This window comes from Lysinibacillus sp. NPDC047702 (assembly GCF_050272555.1).
Lineage (GTDB): Bacteria > Bacillota > Bacilli > Bacillales_A > Planococcaceae > Lysinibacillus.
Genome location: NZ_JBNNMG010000007.1, coordinates 15,012 through 36,163, shown reverse-complemented (window position 1 = coordinate 36,163; position 21,152 = coordinate 15,012). Strand labels below are relative to the sequence as shown.

Genomic DNA, 21,152 nt, shown 5'->3' with positions numbered 1-21,152 from the left:
ATTTTAAAGCCCTCCATACTTGCTTAATGTTTGTTTTATAACATAACGTTTGTAAGCAAATAAAAATAAACAAAAACAAATGGAGGTTCCAACTCATGGCAATTCAAAAGTTATGGAAGAAAGGTCTAATCGGTGCATTAGCAATTTCAATGTTGGCAGCTTGTTCTGATAGTTCATCTGGTTCTAAGGAGGTAAATAGTGATTTAACGCTTGAAGAAATTACGAAAAAAGCAAAGGAAGAAGGAACCGTTAATTCAGTCGGTATGCCAGATACATGGGCAAACTGGGTGGAAACTTGGGAAGAGCTTGGTACGGAGTATAGCCTGAAGCATAAGGATACCGATATGTCGAGTGCTGAGGAGCTGGCAAAGTTTGAGGCAGAAAAGGATGATGCGACTGCCGATATTGGCGATGTAGGTATTGCCTTTGGTCCAATTGCTCAGGACAAGAGCTTAACATTACCATATAAAACATCTTATTGGGATGAAATACCTGATTGGGCAAAGGATGATGAAGGACACTGGATTGTGGGTTACACAGGAACTATTTCGTTTTTAACAGATAAAAACAATGTCAAAAATGCTCCTACTTCATGGGAGGATCTTAAAAACGGCGATTATAATGTCAGCATTGGCGATGCATTAACTGCGAACCAAGCCCAGTTTGCTATTTTAGCAGCTGCGATGGCATTTGGTGGCGACGAATCGAATATTCAACCAGGGATAGACTTTTTTGCAGACCTGGCAAAGCAGGGGCGTTTACAGGGTGATCCTTCTGTAGCGAATTTAGAAAAAGGTGAAATTGATGTAGCCATTCTATGGGATTTTAATGCGCTAGGTTATCGACATCAAATCGATGAGCAACGCTTTGATGTAGTTATTCCTTCTGAAGGTTCTGTCACATCAGGCTATGCAACAATTATTAACAAATACGCTAAAAATCCTCATGCTGCAATGCTAGCGCGTGAATATATTTTATCTGATGCAGGGCAAGAAAATTTAGCAAAAGGATATGCTCGTCCGATTCGTGACAAGGTTCAATTATCAGACGAGGTGAAGCAACTGCTACTACCTTCAGATATGTACAAAAACGCACAGCCAGTTAAAGATCAAAAGAAATGGGAAGAAACAACAAAACAGATTCCACAACTCTATCAGGAGCAGGTATTAATTCATGCAAAATAACAAAGTTGTATTAATTGTCGTAGACGCACTTCGTTTTGATACAGCCTGTACCCATATGGGATTTATGCATCATTTAGTGGAACGAAAAATTGCTGCACGTTATAAGGTTTGCTCAGAGGTTCCATCATTATCAAGACCTCTATATGAGACGATTTTAACAGGAACACCGCCTATTGTGCATGGTATCACAAGCAATATGACAGTTCGTTTATCCACACAAAATAGCCTATTTCATTTGGCGAAAGAAAATGGTTTGACAACAGCTGCTGCAGCCTACTATTGGGTCAGTGAGCTTTATAATCGAGCACCATTTATGCATATGGAGGACAGGCTACAAATAGATACACAACTACCTATTGAAAACGGTTTGTTCTACTTTGAGGATCATTATCCTGACAGTCATTTATTTGCCGATGCAGCTTGGCTGATGGATCAAAAGCAGCCCGATTTTCTCTATATTCATCCAATGAATGTAGATGATGACGGTCATAAATTCACAGCAGACTCTGCACAATATCGAAATCGTGTGTTAGCAGTCGATGCATTATTATCTCTATTCATTCCAAAATGTTTGGCACAGGGCTATGAGGTAATTGTCACTGCAGATCATGGGATGACGAGTGATGGGAATCATGGAGGCACGACGGCTGAGGATCGTCATGTACCAATGTTTGTAATATCCAGACAAGTGAAAGCGGGCATAAAGGATGAGATTGTCCCACAGCTTCAAATAGCGCCACTTTGCTGTTATTTATTAGGGATTGAGCCATCTGATGAAATGATTTCACTATTAATTGAGGGCGTACACTCCTTAAAAAGAGTTTAGTATTTATAAAATATTCGCGCCTTGTACAGTGATAAAAAGGGCTTAGAGGCGCGAATATTGCTATAGGAAACAGCCGCGATTATTTTATAGAAAGAAGTTGATTGTATTGATATCGAAGCGGCAAGCGATTGCCTGGCTATCTCCCTTTCTAGTACTTGTATTGCTATTTTTCTTAGTTCCGTTGCTGTATATGCTTATCACAAGCTTTCAAAATAGTGATGGCTTTACACTTGCACAATATCAATCCGTACTGACGAATGGTTACATTTTACAAGGCTTTAAAAATAGTATTACCTTGTCTGTTATTTCAGCGGTTATTGCATTAATCGTTACATTGTTTGCCGTCTATGCAATGATGAGGTTTTCTGCGTCAATGCGGGAGAAGATTTTAATACTGATAAACCTAACATCCAATTTCTCAGGTATTCCACTGGCATTTGCCTTTATCGTTCTGCTTGGAAATAGTGGGCTGTTTACATTGCTATTCGACAAATGGGGTATCGATGCATTCTCCTCCTTTTCACTTTATAGCTGGGGTGGTCTGCTACTAATTTATATTTATTTTCAGCTACCGTTAGCATTAATGCTGCTATACCCAATCTATGATGGAATTCAACAACAATGGAAGGAAGCAGCAGCATTGCTTGGGGCGTCTACCTGGCAGTTTTGGCGAAAGATTGGCATTCCAGTTATGCTTCCTGGGATTGTTGGAACATTTAGTGTACTTTTTGCCAATGCAATGGGGGCATATGCATCAGCCTATGCACTGACAAGCAGTAATTACAATTTAGTGGCCATACGAATTGGTTCGCTGATTAAAGGAGATATTTTTGCACAACCAGAGCTAGCAAGTGCTATTGCCGTATTACTTGCGGTAACTATGGTGACGGCGATGCTGTTAAGTGAATGGAGTATTTCAAAAACAAGGAGGAAGCTATAATAATGAAAAAAAGAGGCTTTGCTGATTTATTTTTCCTCCTGCTTGCACTGTATTTAGTGTTGCCGGTCGTAGCGACAATGCTTTATGCCTTTGCGACGAAATGGAATAAGACTATTTTGCCAGAGGGGCTTACCTTTAAATGGCTGGCTACATTATTTCAGGATGCTGAATTTATACAGGCATTTGGGCGCTCTGTTTTATTGTCCTGTGGGGCAGTTTTAATTGCATTGCTTGTCATCGTTCCAGCTATCTTTGTGATTGTGTTATATTTTCCAAAATATGAGAAGTGGATTCAAGTGGCAGTTGTCATGGTCTATTCATTTCCAGGCATTATTTTAGCCGTTGGATTAATCCGTGTTTATAGTAAATTAGGCATATCTATGATTTTAGTAGTGTTAGGTGCCTATGTGATTGGCATACTTCCCTACATTTATCAGGGAACACGCAATAGCTTGCGAAATGTAGATGCACGCCAGCTATTAGATGCGGCCCAGTTATTGGGTGCCTCTAAATTACAAGCATTTACCAAAATATTGTTACCAACTGTTTATCCTGGCTTATTTGCAGGTGCGTTATTATCGTTTTCCGTCCTATTTGGAGAATTTGTATTGATTAATTTAGTGGTAGGATCTCGCTTTGAAACCGTGCAAATTTATTTAATGAAAAAGCTTAGTACAAGTGGACATATTGCCAGTGCAGTTGTTTTCATTTATATCGTTCTAATGGGGTTATTAACGTTTGTTATTGCAAGATTAACGAAACAATCGAAAGGTGCTACAAATGGATGAGTTATATTGTAATTGAAGGACTTCATAAAAAATATGGACAATCCACTGTTTTGACAAATATTGAGATGAATATCCAAAAGGGTGAGTTTATCACGCTTTTAGGTCCTAGTGGCTGTGGAAAAAGTACCATTTTACGAATAGTAGCTGGCTTAACCGATGCATCTGCAGGGAAAATCCTTATTGAAGGAAAGGATATGCACGATGTTCAACCAAAGGATCGTCAAGTTGGGATGGTGTTTCAATCCTATGCGCTGTTTCCTAATATGACAGTTAAGGAAAATGTCGCCTTTGGTTTACGTATGCAAAAAGTAAATTCTGCTGAAATCGAACAACGTGTACAAGAAATGCTAGAGATTGTGCATTTATCAGAGAAGGCACAGGCTTACCCAAAGGAATTATCAGGTGGTCAACAGCAGCGTGTAGCTCTAGCGCGTGCGTTAATTGTTCGACCAAAGGTATTACTGCTGGATGAGCCATTAAGTGCATTAGACGCTCAAATTCGTAAGAAACTACAGGCAGATTTGAGAGATATTCAGCAAAAATTAGGCATTACCATGATTTTAGTCACGCACGATCAAGAGGAGGCCATGGCTGTTTCTGATAGAATTTTTGTGATGAATAATGGGATGATTGCACAAAGTGGAACACCGACTGCTATCTATACAAGACCAGAAAGTGAGTTTATTGCCAGCTTTATTGGTCATTACAATGTTTTTACACGCCAAACTTTAGAGAAAATGATAGGCGAGTCATTACCCAAAGATTACTCTAAGTTTGCCATTCGTCCAGAGGCCATCCACCTTGATATGAGAAAGGGGGATGTATGTATGGCTGGTGTGGCAAAGCAGTCATTTATGAGCGGCAATGTGATTCGTACAATGTTTGAGGGTGAATGCCTTTTTACGATGGAGCAGCTTCATCAGAGAGAGCAACTAATAGAAATAAATGAAAAATATATGTGCTATGTGGCAAGGGAAGATGTGATTGCATTATCATGACGTATGCAAAAATTGAACGATTCGAATTTATTTTAAAACAATTAGAGACGGATGGAAAAATTATTGTTGCAAATATTGCAGAAGAGCTACAGGTGGCGCCAGAAACAGTACGTAGAGATTTTGATGAGCTAGAGCAACAACATTTATTAACGCGAGTGCACGGTGGCGCTATTAAATATACAAATGTTAGAAATGAGCCGGCATTTTTACGCAAGCTACAAATGCAAAAGGAAGCAAAGCGCAATATAGCACGCTTGGCAGCAAGGCGTATCTGTGATGGGGATACCATTGCTGTTGATACAGGAACAACGACAGTGCATATAGCTGATTTCATCATGGCGGTTAATGATATTACGGTCGTTACTAATTCCATCGCTGCAGCCGTACAGTTTAATTTAGCAATCGAAGAACGAAGAATGACAGGGAAAGTTATTCTGCTAGGAGGTACCACAAATCCAAGACAGTCCTCAGTTGCAGGTGCAATGACGCTAGAACTGTTAGGAAATATGAATTTTGATAAAGCGTTCTTATCCTGTGGTGGTTTAAGTGAAGGTGTTATTTACGATTATGATTTGGATGAATCATTGATTTCTAAAAAAATGCTTGATCATAGCAAAATGAATTATTTATTAGCGGATGCATCCAAATTAAATGGTAAATCCTTTTATCAAATTTGTTATATTGAGGAGTGTACAGAAATTCTTTGTGATATAGCTTGTCCACTAGAGTGGCAGGCCTACGAGGAAAAGTGGACGGTATGCACTGGAGGGAAAAGCTAATGATTGATTATCATGTACATTTAGAGGAGGGTCCATACTCTTTCGGTTGGCTAGAACGCACTTCTCAAGCAATGGCATATTTTAAAGATGAGGATGCTGGAAAAGGGTCCAAGACATCTATAGAAAAGACAATGCAGCAGCTGACAAATCGACTGCAAAGCGGCTGCTATAGTGAGCAATGGCTGGATTTATATCTACAGCAGGCTAAGAAGCTGGGCTTGCGAGAGGTTGGCATTGTTGATCATTTATATCGCTTTAAAGAGACGCGCACCTATTTCGAACATTATATGCAGCTAGACAGCATCGAGACAATTGGAAAGGTACAGCGTTATTGGCTAGATAATGTGATGACCGAAAGTATGGATGATTTTGTGTCAGCAATTATTCATGCAAAGGAAAAGTGGTATCAGCATGGAATTGCTTTAAAGCTTGGTATCGAGGCAGATTACTTTGTTGGCGGTGAAGAAGAGTTAGCATCATTATTGAATAGATATCCATGGGATTATGTAATTGGCTCAGTTCATTTTGTGGATGGCTGGGGCTTCGATAACCCACAAACACAATATATATTTGAGAATATGGATGAGGCTGCATTACAACAAAACTATGAGCGATTCTTTGTGACGGTTGAGAAAATGATCCACTCCAATATGTTCGATTTTGTAGCTCATTTGGACAATTTTAAAGTGTTTGACTATCAAGTGAAAGATACGGCTTTTCTTGATTCTTGGTATGAACGAATTGCAAAGGTACTTGTGGAAACACAAACTGCGACAGAAATAAATGCTGGCTTATATTATCGCTATCCAGTGAAGGAAATGTGTCCAGGCCCTCGTTTCTTAGAAGTATTACTTAAGCATGGTGTAGCTTTTACGGTTTCCTCAGATGCACACTTCCCAGATGATTTAGGTAAGCATACATTTGCCAATACAGATTTACTAAAAAGTTGTGGTGTTCAATCAATTGTTGGGTTTAACCAACGTCACAAACAATATATAGAATTATAATAGAGGTCGCCGTTGATGATATCTTCGGTGATTTTTTGTTTTAAATAGGATAGAATCATCGAAGTAACGGATAGAAACAGCGAACAGAAGGATAGCCCCCTTAATCTGACAGATAGATTTATCGAGCGAAGTGTAATTAAGTCTAAACCACGACATTTAGTACGCAAACCTTGTAGGATGTAGCAATTATTCAGTATAATAGTAAAATGGGAATTCAAATGTATGGATTTCGTTTGAAAGGAGTTACCTGATTGCAATGAATGAGGAACAACGCTTAGCTAATCAACATGTCAATCAACCAAAACATAAAGACAAGCCTGAAAAGGATTATAGTAAATATTTTGAAACGGTCTTTACCGCCCCTTCGTTAAAGGATGCAAAAAAACGCGGGAAAGAAGAGATAAAATATCATAAGGACTTTAAAATTGCTCAAGAATTTGCTGGTATGGGTGTTGAGCGTACCTTCTATATACGTACGTATGGCTGCCAAATGAATGAGCATGATACAGAAGTAATGGCTGGGATTTTTATGCAGCTTGGTTATACGCCAACGGATAAGATAGAGGAAGCCGATGTCGTGTTGTTGAATACGTGTGCAATCCGTGAAAATGCAGAAAACAAAGTATTTGGAGAGCTTGGTTTCCTGCTGAAATATAAACGTAAAAATCCTGAAATGCTAATTGGTGTTTGTGGCTGTATGTCACAGGAAGAATCCGTTGTCAATAAAATTTTAAGAAGCTATCCACATGTTGATATGGTATTTGGTACTCATAATATCCACCGTTTACCAAACATTTTGAAAGAAGCCTATATGTCTAAGGAAATGGTTATCGAAGTTTGGTCAAAAGAAGGCGATGTTATTGAAAATCTGCCAAAGAAACGTCTTGGCTCCATCAAGGCCTGGGTAAATATTATGTACGGCTGTGACAAGTTCTGCACATATTGTATCGTACCTTATACACGTGGAAAGGAACGTAGTCGCCGTCCAGAGGAAATCATAGCCGAGGTTCGTGAACTAGCGGCAGCAGGCTATAAGGAGATTATGTTGCTTGGACAAAATGTCAACGCTTATGGCAAGGATTTTGATGATATTGAATATCGATTAGGGGACTTAATGGAAGAAATGCGAAAAATCGATATTCCACGTATTCGCTTTACAACGAGTCATCCTCGTGATTTCGATGATCATTTAATTGAGATACTTGCTAAGCGTGGTAATTTAGTGGAGCATATTCACTTACCTGTTCAATCTGGTTCCAATGACGTATTAAAAATTATGGCGCGTAAATATACACGTGAGCATTTCCTTGAATTAGTAGCAAAGATTAAAGCAGCTATTCCTGAAGTGACGCTGACAACAGATATTATTGTTGGTTATCCAAATGAAACAGAGGAGCAGTTTGAGGAAACACTTTCCTTATATCGTGAAGTTGGCTTTGAATCAGCCTTTACGTATATTTATTCTCCCCGGGAGGGTACACCAGCTGCTAAAATGGTAGATAATGTACCTGAGGAAGTGAAAAAACAACGTCTCCAACGATTAAACGAAGTTGTAGGAGAATATTCTCGCAAATCATTAGAGGGCTTAAAGGGTGAAATAGTAGAAGTATTAGTTGAAGGGACAAGTAAAAGACGCGAAGATGTTTTAGCAGGATATACGCGTAAAAATCGTCTCGTTAACTTTAAAGCACCCGAACATTTAATTGGTCAATTAGTGAAGGTAAAAATAATTGAGGCTTCTTCGTATTCATTAAGTGGTGAATTTGTTGAAATAGTAAAAAATGAAAAGGTGGAAATATAAATGACACAAATTTTATATACAAAAGATGATTTAATTAAGAAATCTCATGAAATTGCACATATGATTGCCAATACACCAGAAGTTGAATTCTTCAAAAAGGCAGAAGCACAAATTAATGAAAACCAGCTAGTACGTGAGCGCATTGCAAGTTTAAAGAGCTTACAAAAGCAAGCTGTTAACTTCCAGCACTTAGGAAAAGAAAAAGCGCTAAAATTAATTGAAGATAAAATTGCAAAAATTGAAGAAGAAATTAATGCAATTCCAGTTGTTCAGCAATTCAAAGAATCTCAAGGCGATGTTAACGAATTACTACAATTGGTTTCGAACACTATTGCAAACAATGTGACAAATGAGGTTGTACGTTCAACTGGTGGTGATGTACTACGTGGAGAAACAGGCTCATACGTAGCCAATACAAAACCAGGTAGCTGCTCATAAATAGTACAATCTAGAGATAATACTGGCAGTTCATAGCATAGCTCGAATGATTTTATTCGGGCTATTTTTTATGCTTTCTTTCTATTGCAATTCCGTAAATCATCAATCTTCAAGTCATTTAGATAAAATTCTATGAAAAAAGAATATGATCTGCAATTTAATTCTATAAAAATATATGTTCACCCAATGGGCGCCACCTGCATATGATGGAGTGAAAAGAGTCGAAGGAGGAATTGCGCTGAAACGTTTACGACATATCGTGACGAGAGCAGTAGTTGCCAAAGGGAAGAAGAAAACGGAAGAACGAGTAACATTAAGTCCAACGAATAAACCGACAAGTATTCTTGGATGCTGGGTTATTAACCATACTTGCTCCGCAAAAAAAGTCGGTAAATTTGTAGAAGTATCAGGGAAATTTGATGTTAATGTATGGTATGCCTATAGTAATCATTCGAAAACAGCAGTGTTTTCTGAAACGGTTCACTATAAAGATAAAGTGAAGCTTCATTTTAGAGATGGTGATGTGAGTGCTGGTGATGATGTTCGTGTACGTGTTATTCAAGAACCAAACTGCATAGAGGCTATCATTTCTCCATGCGGCACGAAATTTGAAATCGTTGTTGAACGTGAAGTAGTTGTAGAGGTTATGGGAGAAACGACAATTTGTATTAGTGTACATCCACTAGATTTTGAAGAAGAATGGAACTTTAATGATGAGAGTTCATCCTCATCTTCCTCTAGCTCGAGTTCTAGCTCATCGTCGTCTAGCTCTAGTGGAGAAGGAAGGTATGTTTTAGAGTCCTCATCGTTTCCTGATGAAAGACCAAGATAATATTCTTAGCGATAAGTTATTGATACATGCGAAACGCTAACATCTTAAAAAAGATGAATGAAGCGTTTCGCATGTATCTTTTGTTATAATAAAAATATCTATATGGCAAGAGCGAGGGAAATTTAACTATGACTACATATACACCAATGATGCAACAATATTTGCAGGTAAAAGAAGATTACAAAGATGCCTTTTTATTTTTTAGATTAGGTGATTTTTATGAGATGTTTTTTGAGGATGCTATTAATGCCTCACAACTGTTAGAAATCACATTAACAAGCCGAGATGCAGGTGCAAAAGAACGTATCCCAATGTGTGGTGTACCGCATCATTCGGCGAAAAATTATATTGAAACACTGGTGCAAAAAGGGTATAAGGTTGCCATTTGTGAGCAAACAGAAGATCCAAAACAAGCAAAAGGTGTAGTGAAGCGAGAAGTTGTGCAGCTTATTACACCAGGTACGATAATGGAGGGTAAATCCCTAGAAGGAAAATCCAATCATTTTATTGGTGCAGCGGAGCAACTTGATGAAATAACGTTTGGTTATGCCTATTTAGATCTTTCCACTGGTGAAGCGGTTGTATCCTCCATCGAGGGAGATGGCCGGTCACTTTTACTACAAATGCAGGCATATGGAGTGCGTGAGCTGATTGTAACAGAAAGTTTACAGCTTTTATTAGCGGAGCATGCAGTAAATGCTGGAATCGTATTATCCGTTGTAAACGATGAAATGGCTTTGGATAAAGCTACAAACTATTTAGAAGCTGTACCAGGTAATTTACAAGTTGCATGTCTACGTTTGCTGGCTTATATCGATCAAACACAAATGCGTTCATTATCACATATTCAAGCATTTACCTATAATGAAATGAAAAATTACTTACGCATTGATTCTAGTTCAAAGCGTAATTTAGAACTTATTCAATCAATACGCGGTGGCGATCAAAAAGGTACACTCTTATGGCTATTAGATGATACTGTGACAGCCATGGGTGGGCGGAAGCTAAAGCAATGGCTACATCAGCCACTTGCAACACGTTCAGCCATAGAGGCTAGGCTTGGCATTGTGTCAGATTTATTAGAAGAATATTTTGTTCGAACAGAGCTACAGGCCTCCTTAAAGCAAGTATATGATTTAGAGCGTTTAGCGGGCCGTGTTGCTTTTGGAAATGTAGGGGGTCGTGATTTAGCACAGCTTCGTGATTCGTTACGTCAGGTGCCTGTCATTCAGCAACAATTGCTAAGCGCCAATCAAGAAACCTTACAACAACTTGGCACTGCACTGGATACATGCGCAGATGTAGAGACATTATTAGCTCATGCGATTACAGATAACCCACCGATCACAATTAAAGAGGGTGACGTCATTCGTGACGGCTATGATGAACGCTTGGATGAGCTGCGCTATGCTTCACGCAATGGCAAGGATTGGATTGCACAGTTAGAGCAAGAGGAGCGGGCGAAAACAGGTATTAAAAACTTAAAAATCGGCTATAATCGAATTTTTGGTTATTACATTGAAATAACGAAATCAAATATCCACCTAGCTGATTTAACACGCTATGAACGCAAGCAAACTTTAGCGAATGCAGAACGCTATATTACACAGGAGTTAAAGGAAAAAGAAGCATTAATTTTAAATGCAGAGGAAGAAAGCTTAGCATTAGAGTATAACTTGTTCGTGGAAATCCGTGATGAATTAAAGGCATTTATTCCACGAGTACAAGCACTAGCAGCAAGCATTAGTGAGATAGATGTGTTAGTAAGTTTTGCATGTGTTTCTGAGAAGTATCGCTTTACGAAGCCTGAATTCCATGGTGGTCGCTCCTTAGAAATTATAGAAGGGCGTCATCCTGTAGTGGAGAAAATGCTCAATAAGCAAATGTATGTGCCTAATGATTGTGTGCTTGAGGAAAATAATAATATGATGCTCATAACAGGTCCGAATATGTCTGGTAAAAGTACTTATATGCGTCAAGTTGCACTGATTGTCGTTATGGCGCAGATGGGCTGCTATGTGCCTGCTGAAAGAGCGAGACTGCCTATTACAGATCAGATTTTTACACGTATTGGGGCAGCGGATGATTTAGCAGCAGGACAATCAACGTTTATGGTGGAAATGCTAGAATCTCAGCACGCCATTGTGCACGCTACGAAAAATAGTTTAATGCTGTTTGATGAAATTGGGCGAGGTACTTCCACTTATGATGGCATGAGCCTTGCGCAATCCATGATGGAATATATCCATGATAAAATTGGAGCAAATACGCTGTTCTCTACTCATTATCATGAATTAACAGCACTTGAGAAGGAACTGCCACGTTTACAAAATGTTCATGTTTCAGCCACTGAAAAAAGTGGAACAGTTGTTTTTTTACACAAGGTCAAAAAGGGTGCAGCTGATAAATCATACGGTATTCATGTAGCACAGCTTGCTCAATTGCCAGAGGAGATTTTATCGCGGGCAAGTGTGCTGCTTGAAAACTTTGAGGCTGGGAAAGAAGTAGCTACACCTCAAGAGAGTAATGAACAGCCCGTTCAAATGACGCTATTTTCAGAGGAAGAGCCGATTTCATCTGTCGAGGTAGAGGTGCTGAAAAATTTAGAAAAAGTAAATATACTAGGCACTTCGCCCATGCAAGCTATGAATATATTATATGAGCTACAGCAGCAGTTAGTTAATGCTAAAAAATAAAGGAGTGATGCGCAATGGGAAAAATACAAATTATGGACGAATGGCTGTCCAATAAAATAGCTGCAGGGGAAGTAGTTGAAAGACCAGCCTCTGTTGTGAAAGAGCTTGTGGAAAATGCCATAGATGCAGGTAGTACGTCCATCGATGTTTTTTTACTAGAAGCGGGTCTCACTTCAATTCAGGTGATTGATAATGGAAGTGGAATGGATGAAGAGGATGCACTAATATCTTACTCTCGTCATGCGACAAGTAAAATTCATCAAGAGCATGATTTATTCCGCATTCGTACTCTGGGCTTTCGAGGTGAAGCATTGGCTTCGATTGCTTCAGTTTCTAAAATGACACTTATTACATCTAACGGGGAATCAGGTACGTATTTAGAGCTGGAGGGTGGGCATGTGGTGACACATAAGCCTGGTCCACTGAGAAAAGGAACAGATATAACAGTGGCACAGTTATTTTTCAATACACCTGCACGTTTAAAATATATGAAAACGATACAAACCGAGCTCGGACATACAATCGATTTGGTGAACCGTCTTGCACTCGGAAATCCACACATTGCGTTTAGATTGCTACATAATGGCCAGCAGTTGCTACAAACAAATGGACGAGGTGACGTGCAGCAAGTATTAGCAGCTATTTACGGTGTGCATAATGCCAAGAAAATGGTGCCCTTTGAGGGGGAGTCACATGATTATAAAGTTTCTGGCTTTGTATCATTACCTGAAGTGACACGTGCCTCGAAAAATTATATGTCTCTCTTTGTCAATGGTCGTTGGGTCAAGCATTATTTAGTGCAAAAAGCGATTGTCGATGCTTATCATACGTACTTGCCGATTGAGCGATTTCCTATCGTAGCACTCTTTATAGAAGGAGATCCCTATTTAACAGATGTCAATGTCCATCCTGCCAAACATCAAATCCGTTTAAGTAAGGAACCAGAGCTACTTAAACTTATCGAGGAGACTATTCGGGAAACAATACGCCAAGTAATCAGAGTGCCGCAAATGGAGAAGAAAGAAAAGATAGTGAAGTCTACAACAGAGCAGTTAAATATCTGGAAGCCAACCCCGAAACTAGATGTGGAGAAAATGAATGCCATTGTAGAAAAGCTATATGATGTGCAAACCGTTCAGGAATCGAGCATGCTGGAGCCTATAAAGCCAATACCAGAATCATCTCCTCCGCCTGTTGAAGAAAGCTTTGAACTTGCACAGCTAATCGAGGAAAAACCTATTCAAAATGTGATAGTTGAGGAAGCCCAGCAAGAACCAATTATTAATTCTACAAAAGAACCATTTCCTGCACTGGAAGTAGTGGGGCAAATTCATGGCACATATATTGTTGCACAGATGGAGGATGGCTTTTATCTAATCGATCAACACGCAGCACAGGAACGTATTAAATATGAATTTTTCCGAGAAAAGGTAGGTATGGTGAATCCAAATGAACGACAGGCTTTACTGCTGCCATTAACCTTCCACTATGCTGCTGATGAGGCACTACTATTAAGAGAGAATAGGCAAGAATTAGAGGCTGTTGGGGTATTTTTAGAGGAATTTGGACAGTCATCATTTGTCATAAGGGAGCATCCTAGCTGGTTTCCTAAAGGGGAAGAACAGGAAATTATTGAAGATCTAATTGAACAGGTACTGACCACGAAAAAGGCAGACGTTAAGAAATTACGGGAGGCAGCGGCAATTATGATGAGCTGTAAAAGATCAATCAAGGCCAATCATTTTTTAACGAGGGAGCAAATGGTAACGTTATTGAATGATTTACGAAATGCCGATAATCCATTTACATGCCCACACGGACGTCCAGTGCTCATTCATTTTACAACTTATGAAGTGGAAAAAATGTTTAAACGGGTTATGTAGATCTGTATCAAAGGGGGAGAATGAATGGGTGAATTTATCTTAGCTATTGATCAGGGCACAACGAGCTCAAGAGCAATTTTGTTTGATAAAAAGGGCAAAATTGTTCATGTAGCTCAAACGGAATTCCAACAATACTTTCCGAAAGCTGGTTGGGTAGAGCATAATGCCAATGAAATTTGGGGCTCTATCCTTGCCGTGATAGCAGCCGTATTAACAGAAAGTGGGCATGAGGCTAGTGAAGTACATGCTATTGGGATCACTAATCAACGTGAAACAACCGTTGTATGGGATAAGCATACAGGTCAGCCAGTATACAATGCCATTGTCTGGCAGTCTCGGCAAACACAGGACATTGTGAATGACTTAAAGAATCAAGAAGGCCTAGAGGACCTCTTTCAGCAAAAAACAGGTTTACGTTTAGATGCCTATTTTTCAGCAACAAAAATTAAATGGATTTTAGATCATGTTGATGGCGCACGGACAATGGCAAAAAACGGAGATTTATTATTTGGTACGATTGATTCTTGGATTGTTTGGCGATTATCAAAAGGAAAGGCACATATTACAGATTATTCAAATGCAGCGCGCACTTTGCTTTACAATATCCATGACTTGAAGTGGGATGAAGAGCTTTGCACATTGTTAGATATTCCAATGTCAATGTTGCCAAATGTAAAAAATTCCTCAGAGATTTATACACATACTGCGCCGAGTATTTTCTTTGGTGAGGAAATTCCGATTGCGGGGATAGCAGGGGATCAGCAGGCAGCGCTTTTTGGTCAAACATGCTTCACAAAGGGGATGGCTAAAAACACGTATGGCACAGGTTGTTTCATGCTATTAAATACAGGCGAGCAGGCTGTTAAATCAGATAATGGTTTATTAACAACGATTGCTTGGGGAATTGATGGTAAAGTAACCTATGCATTAGAAGGAAGTGTATTTGTTGCAGGCTCAGCAATACAATGGCTACGTGACGGCTTGCGAATGATTCGTACAGCTGAGGATTCAGAGACCTATGCGAGTAAGGTGGAAAACACGGATGGTGTGTATGTTGTACCTGCATTTGTAGGTTTAGGGACTCCTTACTGGGATACCGAAGCAAGAGGAGCCGTTTTTGGTTTAACACGAGGAACATCCAAGGAGCACTTTATTCGTGCAACACTGGAATCACTTGCCTATCAGACCAAAGATGTGCTTGATGCAATGGAGCAAGATGCGGGTACGCCTATTGAGGTGCTACGTGTAGATGGTGGAGCGGTAAGTAATGAATTTTTAATGCAGTTCCAAAGTGATATTTTGCAGTTAAAGGTGGAGCTAGCTAAGCTTAATGAATCAACAGCACTTGGAGCAGCTTATTTAGCAGGGCTTGCGACGAATTTTTGGCCAAATCAAGAGGCATTATCTGCATTATGGATGCATGGGCAAACGTATCAGCCGAAAATGAATGCGGAAGCAGGAGTAGCTCTTTATGAGGGCTGGCAAAGAGCTGTAACGGCTACAAGAATATTTAAATCATAGCTGATGGGGGAAAAAGATATGTTTTCATTTGAGCATCGTCCTAAAATTATGCATTTTTTAGAACAATATAGCTTTGACGTCTTAATCATTGGTGGTGGTATTACAGGTGCAGGCATAGCACTGGATGCTGCATCTAGAGGATTGTCAGTTGCTTTGATTGAGATGCAGGATTTTTCTGCTGGCACATCTAGTCGTTCTACAAAACTTATTCATGGGGGACTTCGATATTTAAAGCAATTTGATGTAAGCGTAGTGGCAGAGGTTGGTCGTGAACGGGAAATTGTATACGATAATGCCGTACATGTAACAACACCTGAAAAGATGCTGCTACCATTATATAAAAAAGGCTCACTTGGACCTTTAACTACATCATTGGCCTTGAAGGTCTATGATCGCTTAGCAGGTGTCAAGAAGAATGAACGTAGAACAATGCTAAGTGCACAGGAAACGGCAGCTCTTGAGCCTTTACTCAATCAAGATGAGCTGGTTGGAGGAGGCTATTATGTTGAATATCGTACAGATGATGCGCGTCTAACAATTGAGGTACTGAAAAAAGCAGTGGAATATGGGGCATTATGCATGAATTATGCAGAGATGACAGAATTTTTATATCATAAGAAAAAGCTTGTAGGTGTGCAAGTAAAGGACCATGTAACAGGGAAAACGATAGAAGTACATGCTGCACAAATTGTCAATGCAACGGGGCCATGGGTAGATGCAGTCCGTCAAAAGGATAAAGTGGCAGACAAAAAGCAATTACGACTCACGAAAGGGGTCCATATTGTTCTGGATCAAAAGGATTTCCCGTTAAAGCAAGCTGTGTACTTCGATATCATGGATGGTCGAATGGCCTTTGCTATTCCGCGTGATGGTAAAACCTATGTAGGTACGACAGATACAGAATACGAGGGAGACCTAGCACATCCTTTTGCGACACTAGAGGATGTTGATTATTTAATTGCAGCAGCTAAAACTGTTTTTCCAACAGCAAATATCTCAAGAGAAACAATTGAATCTTCCTGGGCAGGCATACGCCCACTTATTTTTGAAAAAGGAAAGAATCCATCTGAAATCTCTCGAAAGGATGAAATATGGACGGCTCCAAGTGGACTCATGACAATTGCCGGTGGAAAATTAACAGGCTATCGTCAAATGGCAGAAACAATTGTTGATAAAATTGTTAAAACGCATAGATACAAGCATGCAAGTACATGTATAACGCGTGAATTATCACTTTCCGGTGCAAAGGGCATAAATGCGATTAATTTCCCAGATTATACAGCCTATAAAGCAAGAGAAGGCGTTCAGTATGGGCTTAACTATGATGAAGCAAAAATGCTTGTTCAAAAATATGGCACAAATGTCGATGCATTGTTTGATCAGGTAAAATATTTACATGAGCATGGTAGTACGATGCCACTTGCTCTTCATGCAATGCTTCTCTATGGTATTGAGGCAGAGATGGTATACACACCAAGTGATTTCTTTATTCGTCGTACAGGCTTGTTATACTTTGATATTGATGCAGTCAAACGTTATAAACAACAGGTTATTCAAGTGATGCAGCAACGCTTACATTATACAGAACCACAAAAGAACATGTATATTGCACATCTAGAGCAGGCCATTTTAGATGCAACAAGTTTTGTGGAAGAAGGAGTGTAGGGAAATGGAACGTTACTTTGAAATGTCAGACGGCCATTTTGTCTTTACGCGTACATTACAGCCAACAGGTACATGTATTGGCCATATTCATATTTTACACGGTATGGCGGAGCATAGTGGGCGCTATATAAAGTTTGCTAGCGCTCTAACGGCAGCTGGGTATGCAGTGACCATGCATGATCATCGAGGGCATGGCGAAACGGCAGGCTATAATGGTACATTAGGCTTTTTTGCTGAACAAAATGGATTTGATCGAGTCGTAGAGGATGCCCATGAAGTTGTCATAGCATTACATGAACAGTTTGCAGATGTCCCTTTCATCCTATTTGGACACAGTATGGGATCATTTATTACGAGAAGATATATGCAACTGTACAGTCACCATGTTGATAGGGTAATTCTATGTGGAACAGGGCATGTAACAACCTTGCATACGATGGGAAATATGGTAGCGAGAACTTTAGCAAAGCAGCTTGGAAAAGAGACAGAAAGTAAGCTATTAAATAAACTGAGCTTTGGGAGCTTTAATAAGCAGTTTCCAAATTCGAAGACTGCGTATGATTGGTTATGCTCTGTTGAAAACGAGGTGCAAAAATATATAGATGATCCATATTGCGGTTTTATCCCGACAAATCAATTTTTTGTAGATTTAACAACAGGTTTTATGACCTTAAATCGAAAAAAAGAAATTGCTAACGTAAGAAAAGATCTTCCTATTCTTATGATAAGTGGTAGCAAGGATCCAGTAGGAGATCAAGGACAGGGAATTTATGCTGTTGCTGAGCAATTCACTGCAGCAGGCTTGCAGGATGTGACAGTCTATCTATTTGAGGATAAGCGCCATGAAATTTTGAACGAGGATAACCAAGAAGCAGTCTATCAAGTTTTATTACGGTGGTTAGAAAAATATGATACAAGATAAAATAAGGCAGGCAGAGGTCATCGCAATTGTTGGTCCAACTGCTTCAGGTAAAACAGCATTAAGTATTGAGCTGGCAAAAAAGTATAATGGTGAAATTATAAACGGTGACTCCATGCAGGTCTATCAAGGCTTGGATATTGGTACGGCTAAAATTACCGAGGAAGAGATGGAGGGTGTGCCACATCATTTACTTAGCTTTAAGGAGCCAACGGAAGCTTTTTCAGTAGCAGACTATCAAAGATTGGTGCGAGCGAAAATTGCAGAAATTCGGGCACAGGGGAAGCTACCTATTATTGTAGGAGGCTCTGGTTTATATGTGCAGGCAGTGCTCTATGATTTTCAATTTACAGAGGAGCAGGTAGATGAGGTGGCACGAAAGGCTTATTATGAAGAGCTAGAAAAATTAGGACCTGATGCGATGCATGCGAAGCTCAAGAAACTTGACCCACAAACAGCGGAGTCCATTCATCCCAATAATACCCGTCGTGTAATACGTGCAATAGAGATGATTGAGCTTAATGGTGTTTCTAAGGCTTCCGAGACACAAAATCGTGGTGAGATTCCTCTCTATAACCATGTTATTTTAGGCCTTGGTCAAAATATGTCTCGGGAAGAGCTATATGATCGAATTAACCACCGTGTTGATGTGATGATGGACAAAGGTCTGTTAGAGGAAGTAAAAGGCTTATGGCAGCAAAATATTCGAGGTGTACAGTCCATTCAAGCGATTGGCTATAAGGAATTGTATGATTATTTGGATGGCAAATGTTCACTCGATGTAGCGCTTGATAGCTTAAAGCAAAATTCTCGTCGCTATGCCAAAAGACAATTAACTTATTTCCGTAATAAAATGGATATCTATTTTATTTCAAATGGTGAACAAATTTAAAACTTCCACATTACAGAATGGGGAATTTCTAAAAATTACTAATTGCTAAAATGGTAGAACATGCTACTATAGGAATGAAGAGGTAGAAAGAGAGTAGGGAGGCACATTTGATGAAGTCTATTAATTTGCAAGATACGTTCTTGAACCATCTACGTAAAAACAGTGTATTTGTAACTGTGTTTCTATTAAACGGCTTTCAATTAAAAGGAACTGTAAAATCTTATGATAATTTTACTGTGTTGTTAATTGATGCTGAAAGTAAGCAACATCTTATTTACAAACACGCTATTTCTACATTCGTTCCTGTAAAGCAAGTAGATTTTTTAGAAACAGAGCAATAAAAGCTTGTAAATACGATATGAAAACAGTTAGTGTTCATGACACTAGCTGTTTTTTTGCCTTCGGGCTATAATGTAATAGGAAATTGATATTTTGGAGGACAAACTTTTATGAAATCAATGGATACAACGCAATTATTAGAACTATTAGACGCTAATGAAGATCTTTACATTATTGATGTTCGTGAGGATGATGAGGTAGCGCAAGGTATGATTCCTGGTGCTCAGCATATAGCACTTGGAACAATTCCAGAACGTTTAGAGGAATTAGATGCAACGAAGCCATATATTATTGTTTGCAAGGCTGGCGGTCGTTCAGCAAATGCTTGCTCATACTTAGAAGCTCAGGGCTTTGATGTGACAAACCTTGAAGGCGGCATGCTTGCTTATGATGGCGAGTTAGAATTTAAATAATAGTGATTTTGAAGCCTTCGTGTTGTATGCGAGGGCTTTTTATTTTGTCAAATACAAGTGGAAATTTATGTTTTGATTGGGGGGTTGCTGAATAGAGGGAAATCTGTGCAGGATTAATTAGTATTTATGCTAGATAGAAGGCTGCTTGTGCTTGATAGCAAGAGAAAAATACATGATTGAACGCAATTCAGTCTAACTAATATGATAAGTACAAGAAAGGTGGTGATAAATTGCAAACAATCCAGCGAAAAAAGCCTCATAAATTATTAAAGCTTGAAGCAATATTACGAAGACTCCCAAAAACATCCCCAAATTATCCGTATTTTCAAGAGCTACATCGAAAATTGAGTGCAGGTTTTCAAGGTGAGCTCCGAGTTGATCGACTTTTGCAAGAAATGAACTTCACTTTCCCCTATCATATATTCCATGATTATTGTTTTGTCAATGATTCAGGTTTTACACATCAAATCGATACGCTATTCGTGACACCACATTTTCTATGCTTAATCGAAATTAAAAATATTTTAGGACGACTTGACTTTGATGATGTAAAGAGACAATGCATTCGAACAACTTTGGATGGAAAAATAGACAGTATTATCTATCCAGTGGACCAACTATTTCGACATCAGTGTTATTTTCAAATCTTGTTAAAGCAACTAAATATAGAACTTCCAATTGTGAAAGTGATGGTAATTGCAAATCAATCTACCGTAATTGGTCAATTAAGTAAGGAGTGTCCAATTATGCATAGTGTAGGTTTACCTTATTTCTTAAGACAACAGCAGCAATATTTTGACCAACATTCTTTAGCAACCAGTGATTTTCGAAGGTTGCTAAACCATTTAACAATTATACGTCAAGATAAATTATGGGAACAGAAATTAACGAAAGATGAGTGGAGATCTGGGGTTCTATGTCCAATGTGTGCCTATGAGAAGAGCATGTTTTATAGACATGGCTCCTGGTTTTGTCGAAGCTGTGGTGTAGAAAATAATGAGGCATTTCTACAATCATTACAGGATTACCGTCTTTTACGGGACAGCTATATTACCACAAACACCTTATGCCAAGAATTCAATATACCAAGCAAGTATATTGCCTACCGTATTGTAAAAGCATTGAAGCTTGAAAAGATAGGGAATAACCGCTATAGCTATTATAAAATTTCAGATTAGAAAGATACACGATGAAAGCGATCATCATCGTATATCTTATTGAAATACATAAA

General features: G+C 39.1%; 19 protein-coding genes. All 19 read left to right on the top strand.

Features of this window, described 5'->3' with window-relative positions; all coding sequences use genetic code 11:
- The first annotated feature begins 95 nt into the window (after nucleotides 1-95).
- Nucleotides 96-1,184, top strand: coding sequence for an ABC transporter substrate-binding protein (locus tag ACQKIM_RS05445; RefSeq protein ID WP_427540241.1), 1,089 nt, complete (start codon nucleotides 96-98; stop codon nucleotides 1,182-1,184).
- Nucleotides 1,174-2,010 carry an alkaline phosphatase family protein gene (locus ACQKIM_RS05440; protein WP_427540238.1) on the top strand — a complete coding sequence of 279 codons (837 nt, stop codon included), beginning with the start codon at nucleotides 1,174-1,176 and terminating at the stop codon, nucleotides 2,008-2,010. The genes ACQKIM_RS05445 and ACQKIM_RS05440 overlap by 11 nt, the downstream gene beginning before the upstream one ends.
- Before the next feature lie 97 nt (nucleotides 2,011-2,107).
- Nucleotides 2,108-2,950, top strand: a complete 843-nt coding sequence (locus ACQKIM_RS05435; RefSeq protein ID WP_427540235.1) for an ABC transporter permease — start codon at nucleotides 2,108-2,110, stop codon at nucleotides 2,948-2,950.
- Nucleotides 2,951-2,952: 2 nt separating this feature from the next.
- Nucleotides 2,953-3,738 (top strand): ABC transporter permease, encoded by a 786-nt coding sequence (locus tag ACQKIM_RS05430; RefSeq protein WP_427540232.1) that lies wholly within the window; start codon nucleotides 2,953-2,955, stop codon nucleotides 3,736-3,738.
- Nucleotides 3,735-4,736, top strand: a complete 1,002-nt coding sequence (locus tag ACQKIM_RS05425; protein ID WP_427540229.1) for an ABC transporter ATP-binding protein — start codon at nucleotides 3,735-3,737, stop codon at nucleotides 4,734-4,736. The genes ACQKIM_RS05430 and ACQKIM_RS05425 overlap by 4 nt, the downstream gene beginning before the upstream one ends.
- On the top strand, nucleotides 4,733-5,515 hold the full coding sequence (locus ACQKIM_RS05420) for a DeoR/GlpR family DNA-binding transcription regulator (protein WP_427540226.1): 783 nt from the start codon (nucleotides 4,733-4,735) through the stop codon (nucleotides 5,513-5,515). The genes ACQKIM_RS05425 and ACQKIM_RS05420 overlap by 4 nt, the downstream gene beginning before the upstream one ends.
- Nucleotides 5,515-6,522 carry a histidinol phosphate phosphatase domain-containing protein gene (locus ACQKIM_RS05415; RefSeq protein WP_427540223.1) on the top strand — a complete coding sequence of 336 codons (1,008 nt, stop codon included), beginning with the start codon at nucleotides 5,515-5,517 and terminating at the stop codon, nucleotides 6,520-6,522. Before ACQKIM_RS05420 ends, ACQKIM_RS05415 begins: the two co-directional genes overlap by 1 nt.
- 256 nt (nucleotides 6,523-6,778) lie before the next feature.
- Complete coding sequence (gene miaB / locus ACQKIM_RS05410; protein ID WP_427540220.1) at nucleotides 6,779-8,323, top strand: tRNA (N6-isopentenyl adenosine(37)-C2)-methylthiotransferase MiaB; 1,545 nt, start codon at nucleotides 6,779-6,781, stop codon at nucleotides 8,321-8,323.
- Nucleotides 8,324-8,761: a RicAFT regulatory complex protein RicA family protein gene (locus tag ACQKIM_RS05405; protein ID WP_427540217.1), complete on the top strand. Its 438-nt coding sequence runs from the start codon at nucleotides 8,324-8,326 to the stop codon at nucleotides 8,759-8,761.
- A gap of 175 nt (nucleotides 8,762-8,936) precedes the next feature.
- Nucleotides 8,937-9,593, top strand: coding sequence for an outer spore coat protein CotE (gene cotE / locus ACQKIM_RS05400; RefSeq protein ID WP_427540214.1), 657 nt, complete (start codon nucleotides 8,937-8,939; stop codon nucleotides 9,591-9,593).
- Between the two features lie 128 nt (nucleotides 9,594-9,721).
- Entirely contained in the window at nucleotides 9,722-12,289 is a 2,568-nt protein-coding gene (gene mutS, locus ACQKIM_RS05395) for a DNA mismatch repair protein MutS (RefSeq protein WP_427540211.1), read from the top strand.
- A gap of 14 nt (nucleotides 12,290-12,303) precedes the next feature.
- Nucleotides 12,304-14,172 carry a DNA mismatch repair endonuclease MutL gene (gene mutL / locus ACQKIM_RS05390; RefSeq protein ID WP_427540208.1) on the top strand — a complete coding sequence of 623 codons (1,869 nt, stop codon included), beginning with the start codon at nucleotides 12,304-12,306 and terminating at the stop codon, nucleotides 14,170-14,172.
- Nucleotides 14,173-14,196: 24 nt separating this feature from the next.
- Complete coding sequence (gene glpK / locus ACQKIM_RS05385; RefSeq protein WP_427540205.1) at nucleotides 14,197-15,693, top strand: glycerol kinase GlpK; 1,497 nt, start codon at nucleotides 14,197-14,199, stop codon at nucleotides 15,691-15,693.
- Nucleotides 15,694-15,711: 18 nt separating this feature from the next.
- A complete protein-coding gene (locus tag ACQKIM_RS05380; protein WP_427540202.1) occupies nucleotides 15,712-17,358 on the top strand; it encodes a glycerol-3-phosphate dehydrogenase/oxidase in 1,647 nt (548 codons plus the stop codon).
- A 4-nt stretch (nucleotides 17,359-17,362) separates the two neighbouring features.
- Nucleotides 17,363-18,280, top strand: coding sequence for an alpha/beta fold hydrolase (locus ACQKIM_RS05375; RefSeq protein ID WP_427540199.1), 918 nt, complete (start codon nucleotides 17,363-17,365; stop codon nucleotides 18,278-18,280).
- Nucleotides 18,267-19,169 (top strand): tRNA (adenosine(37)-N6)-dimethylallyltransferase MiaA, encoded by a 903-nt coding sequence (gene miaA / locus ACQKIM_RS05370; protein WP_427540196.1) that lies wholly within the window; start codon nucleotides 18,267-18,269, stop codon nucleotides 19,167-19,169. Before ACQKIM_RS05375 ends, miaA begins: the two co-directional genes overlap by 14 nt.
- Before the next feature lie 110 nt (nucleotides 19,170-19,279).
- On the top strand, nucleotides 19,280-19,510 hold the full coding sequence (gene hfq / locus ACQKIM_RS05365) for an RNA chaperone Hfq (protein WP_054770660.1): 231 nt from the start codon (nucleotides 19,280-19,282) through the stop codon (nucleotides 19,508-19,510).
- Nucleotides 19,511-19,618: 108 nt separating this feature from the next.
- Nucleotides 19,619-19,921, top strand: coding sequence for a rhodanese-like domain-containing protein (locus ACQKIM_RS05360; RefSeq protein WP_427540192.1), 303 nt, complete (start codon nucleotides 19,619-19,621; stop codon nucleotides 19,919-19,921).
- Nucleotides 19,922-20,151: 230 nt separating this feature from the next.
- Complete coding sequence (locus ACQKIM_RS05355) at nucleotides 20,152-21,099, top strand: nuclease-related domain-containing protein (RefSeq protein ID WP_427540189.1); 948 nt, start codon at nucleotides 20,152-20,154, stop codon at nucleotides 21,097-21,099.
- Nucleotides 21,100-21,152 lie beyond the last annotated feature (53 nt).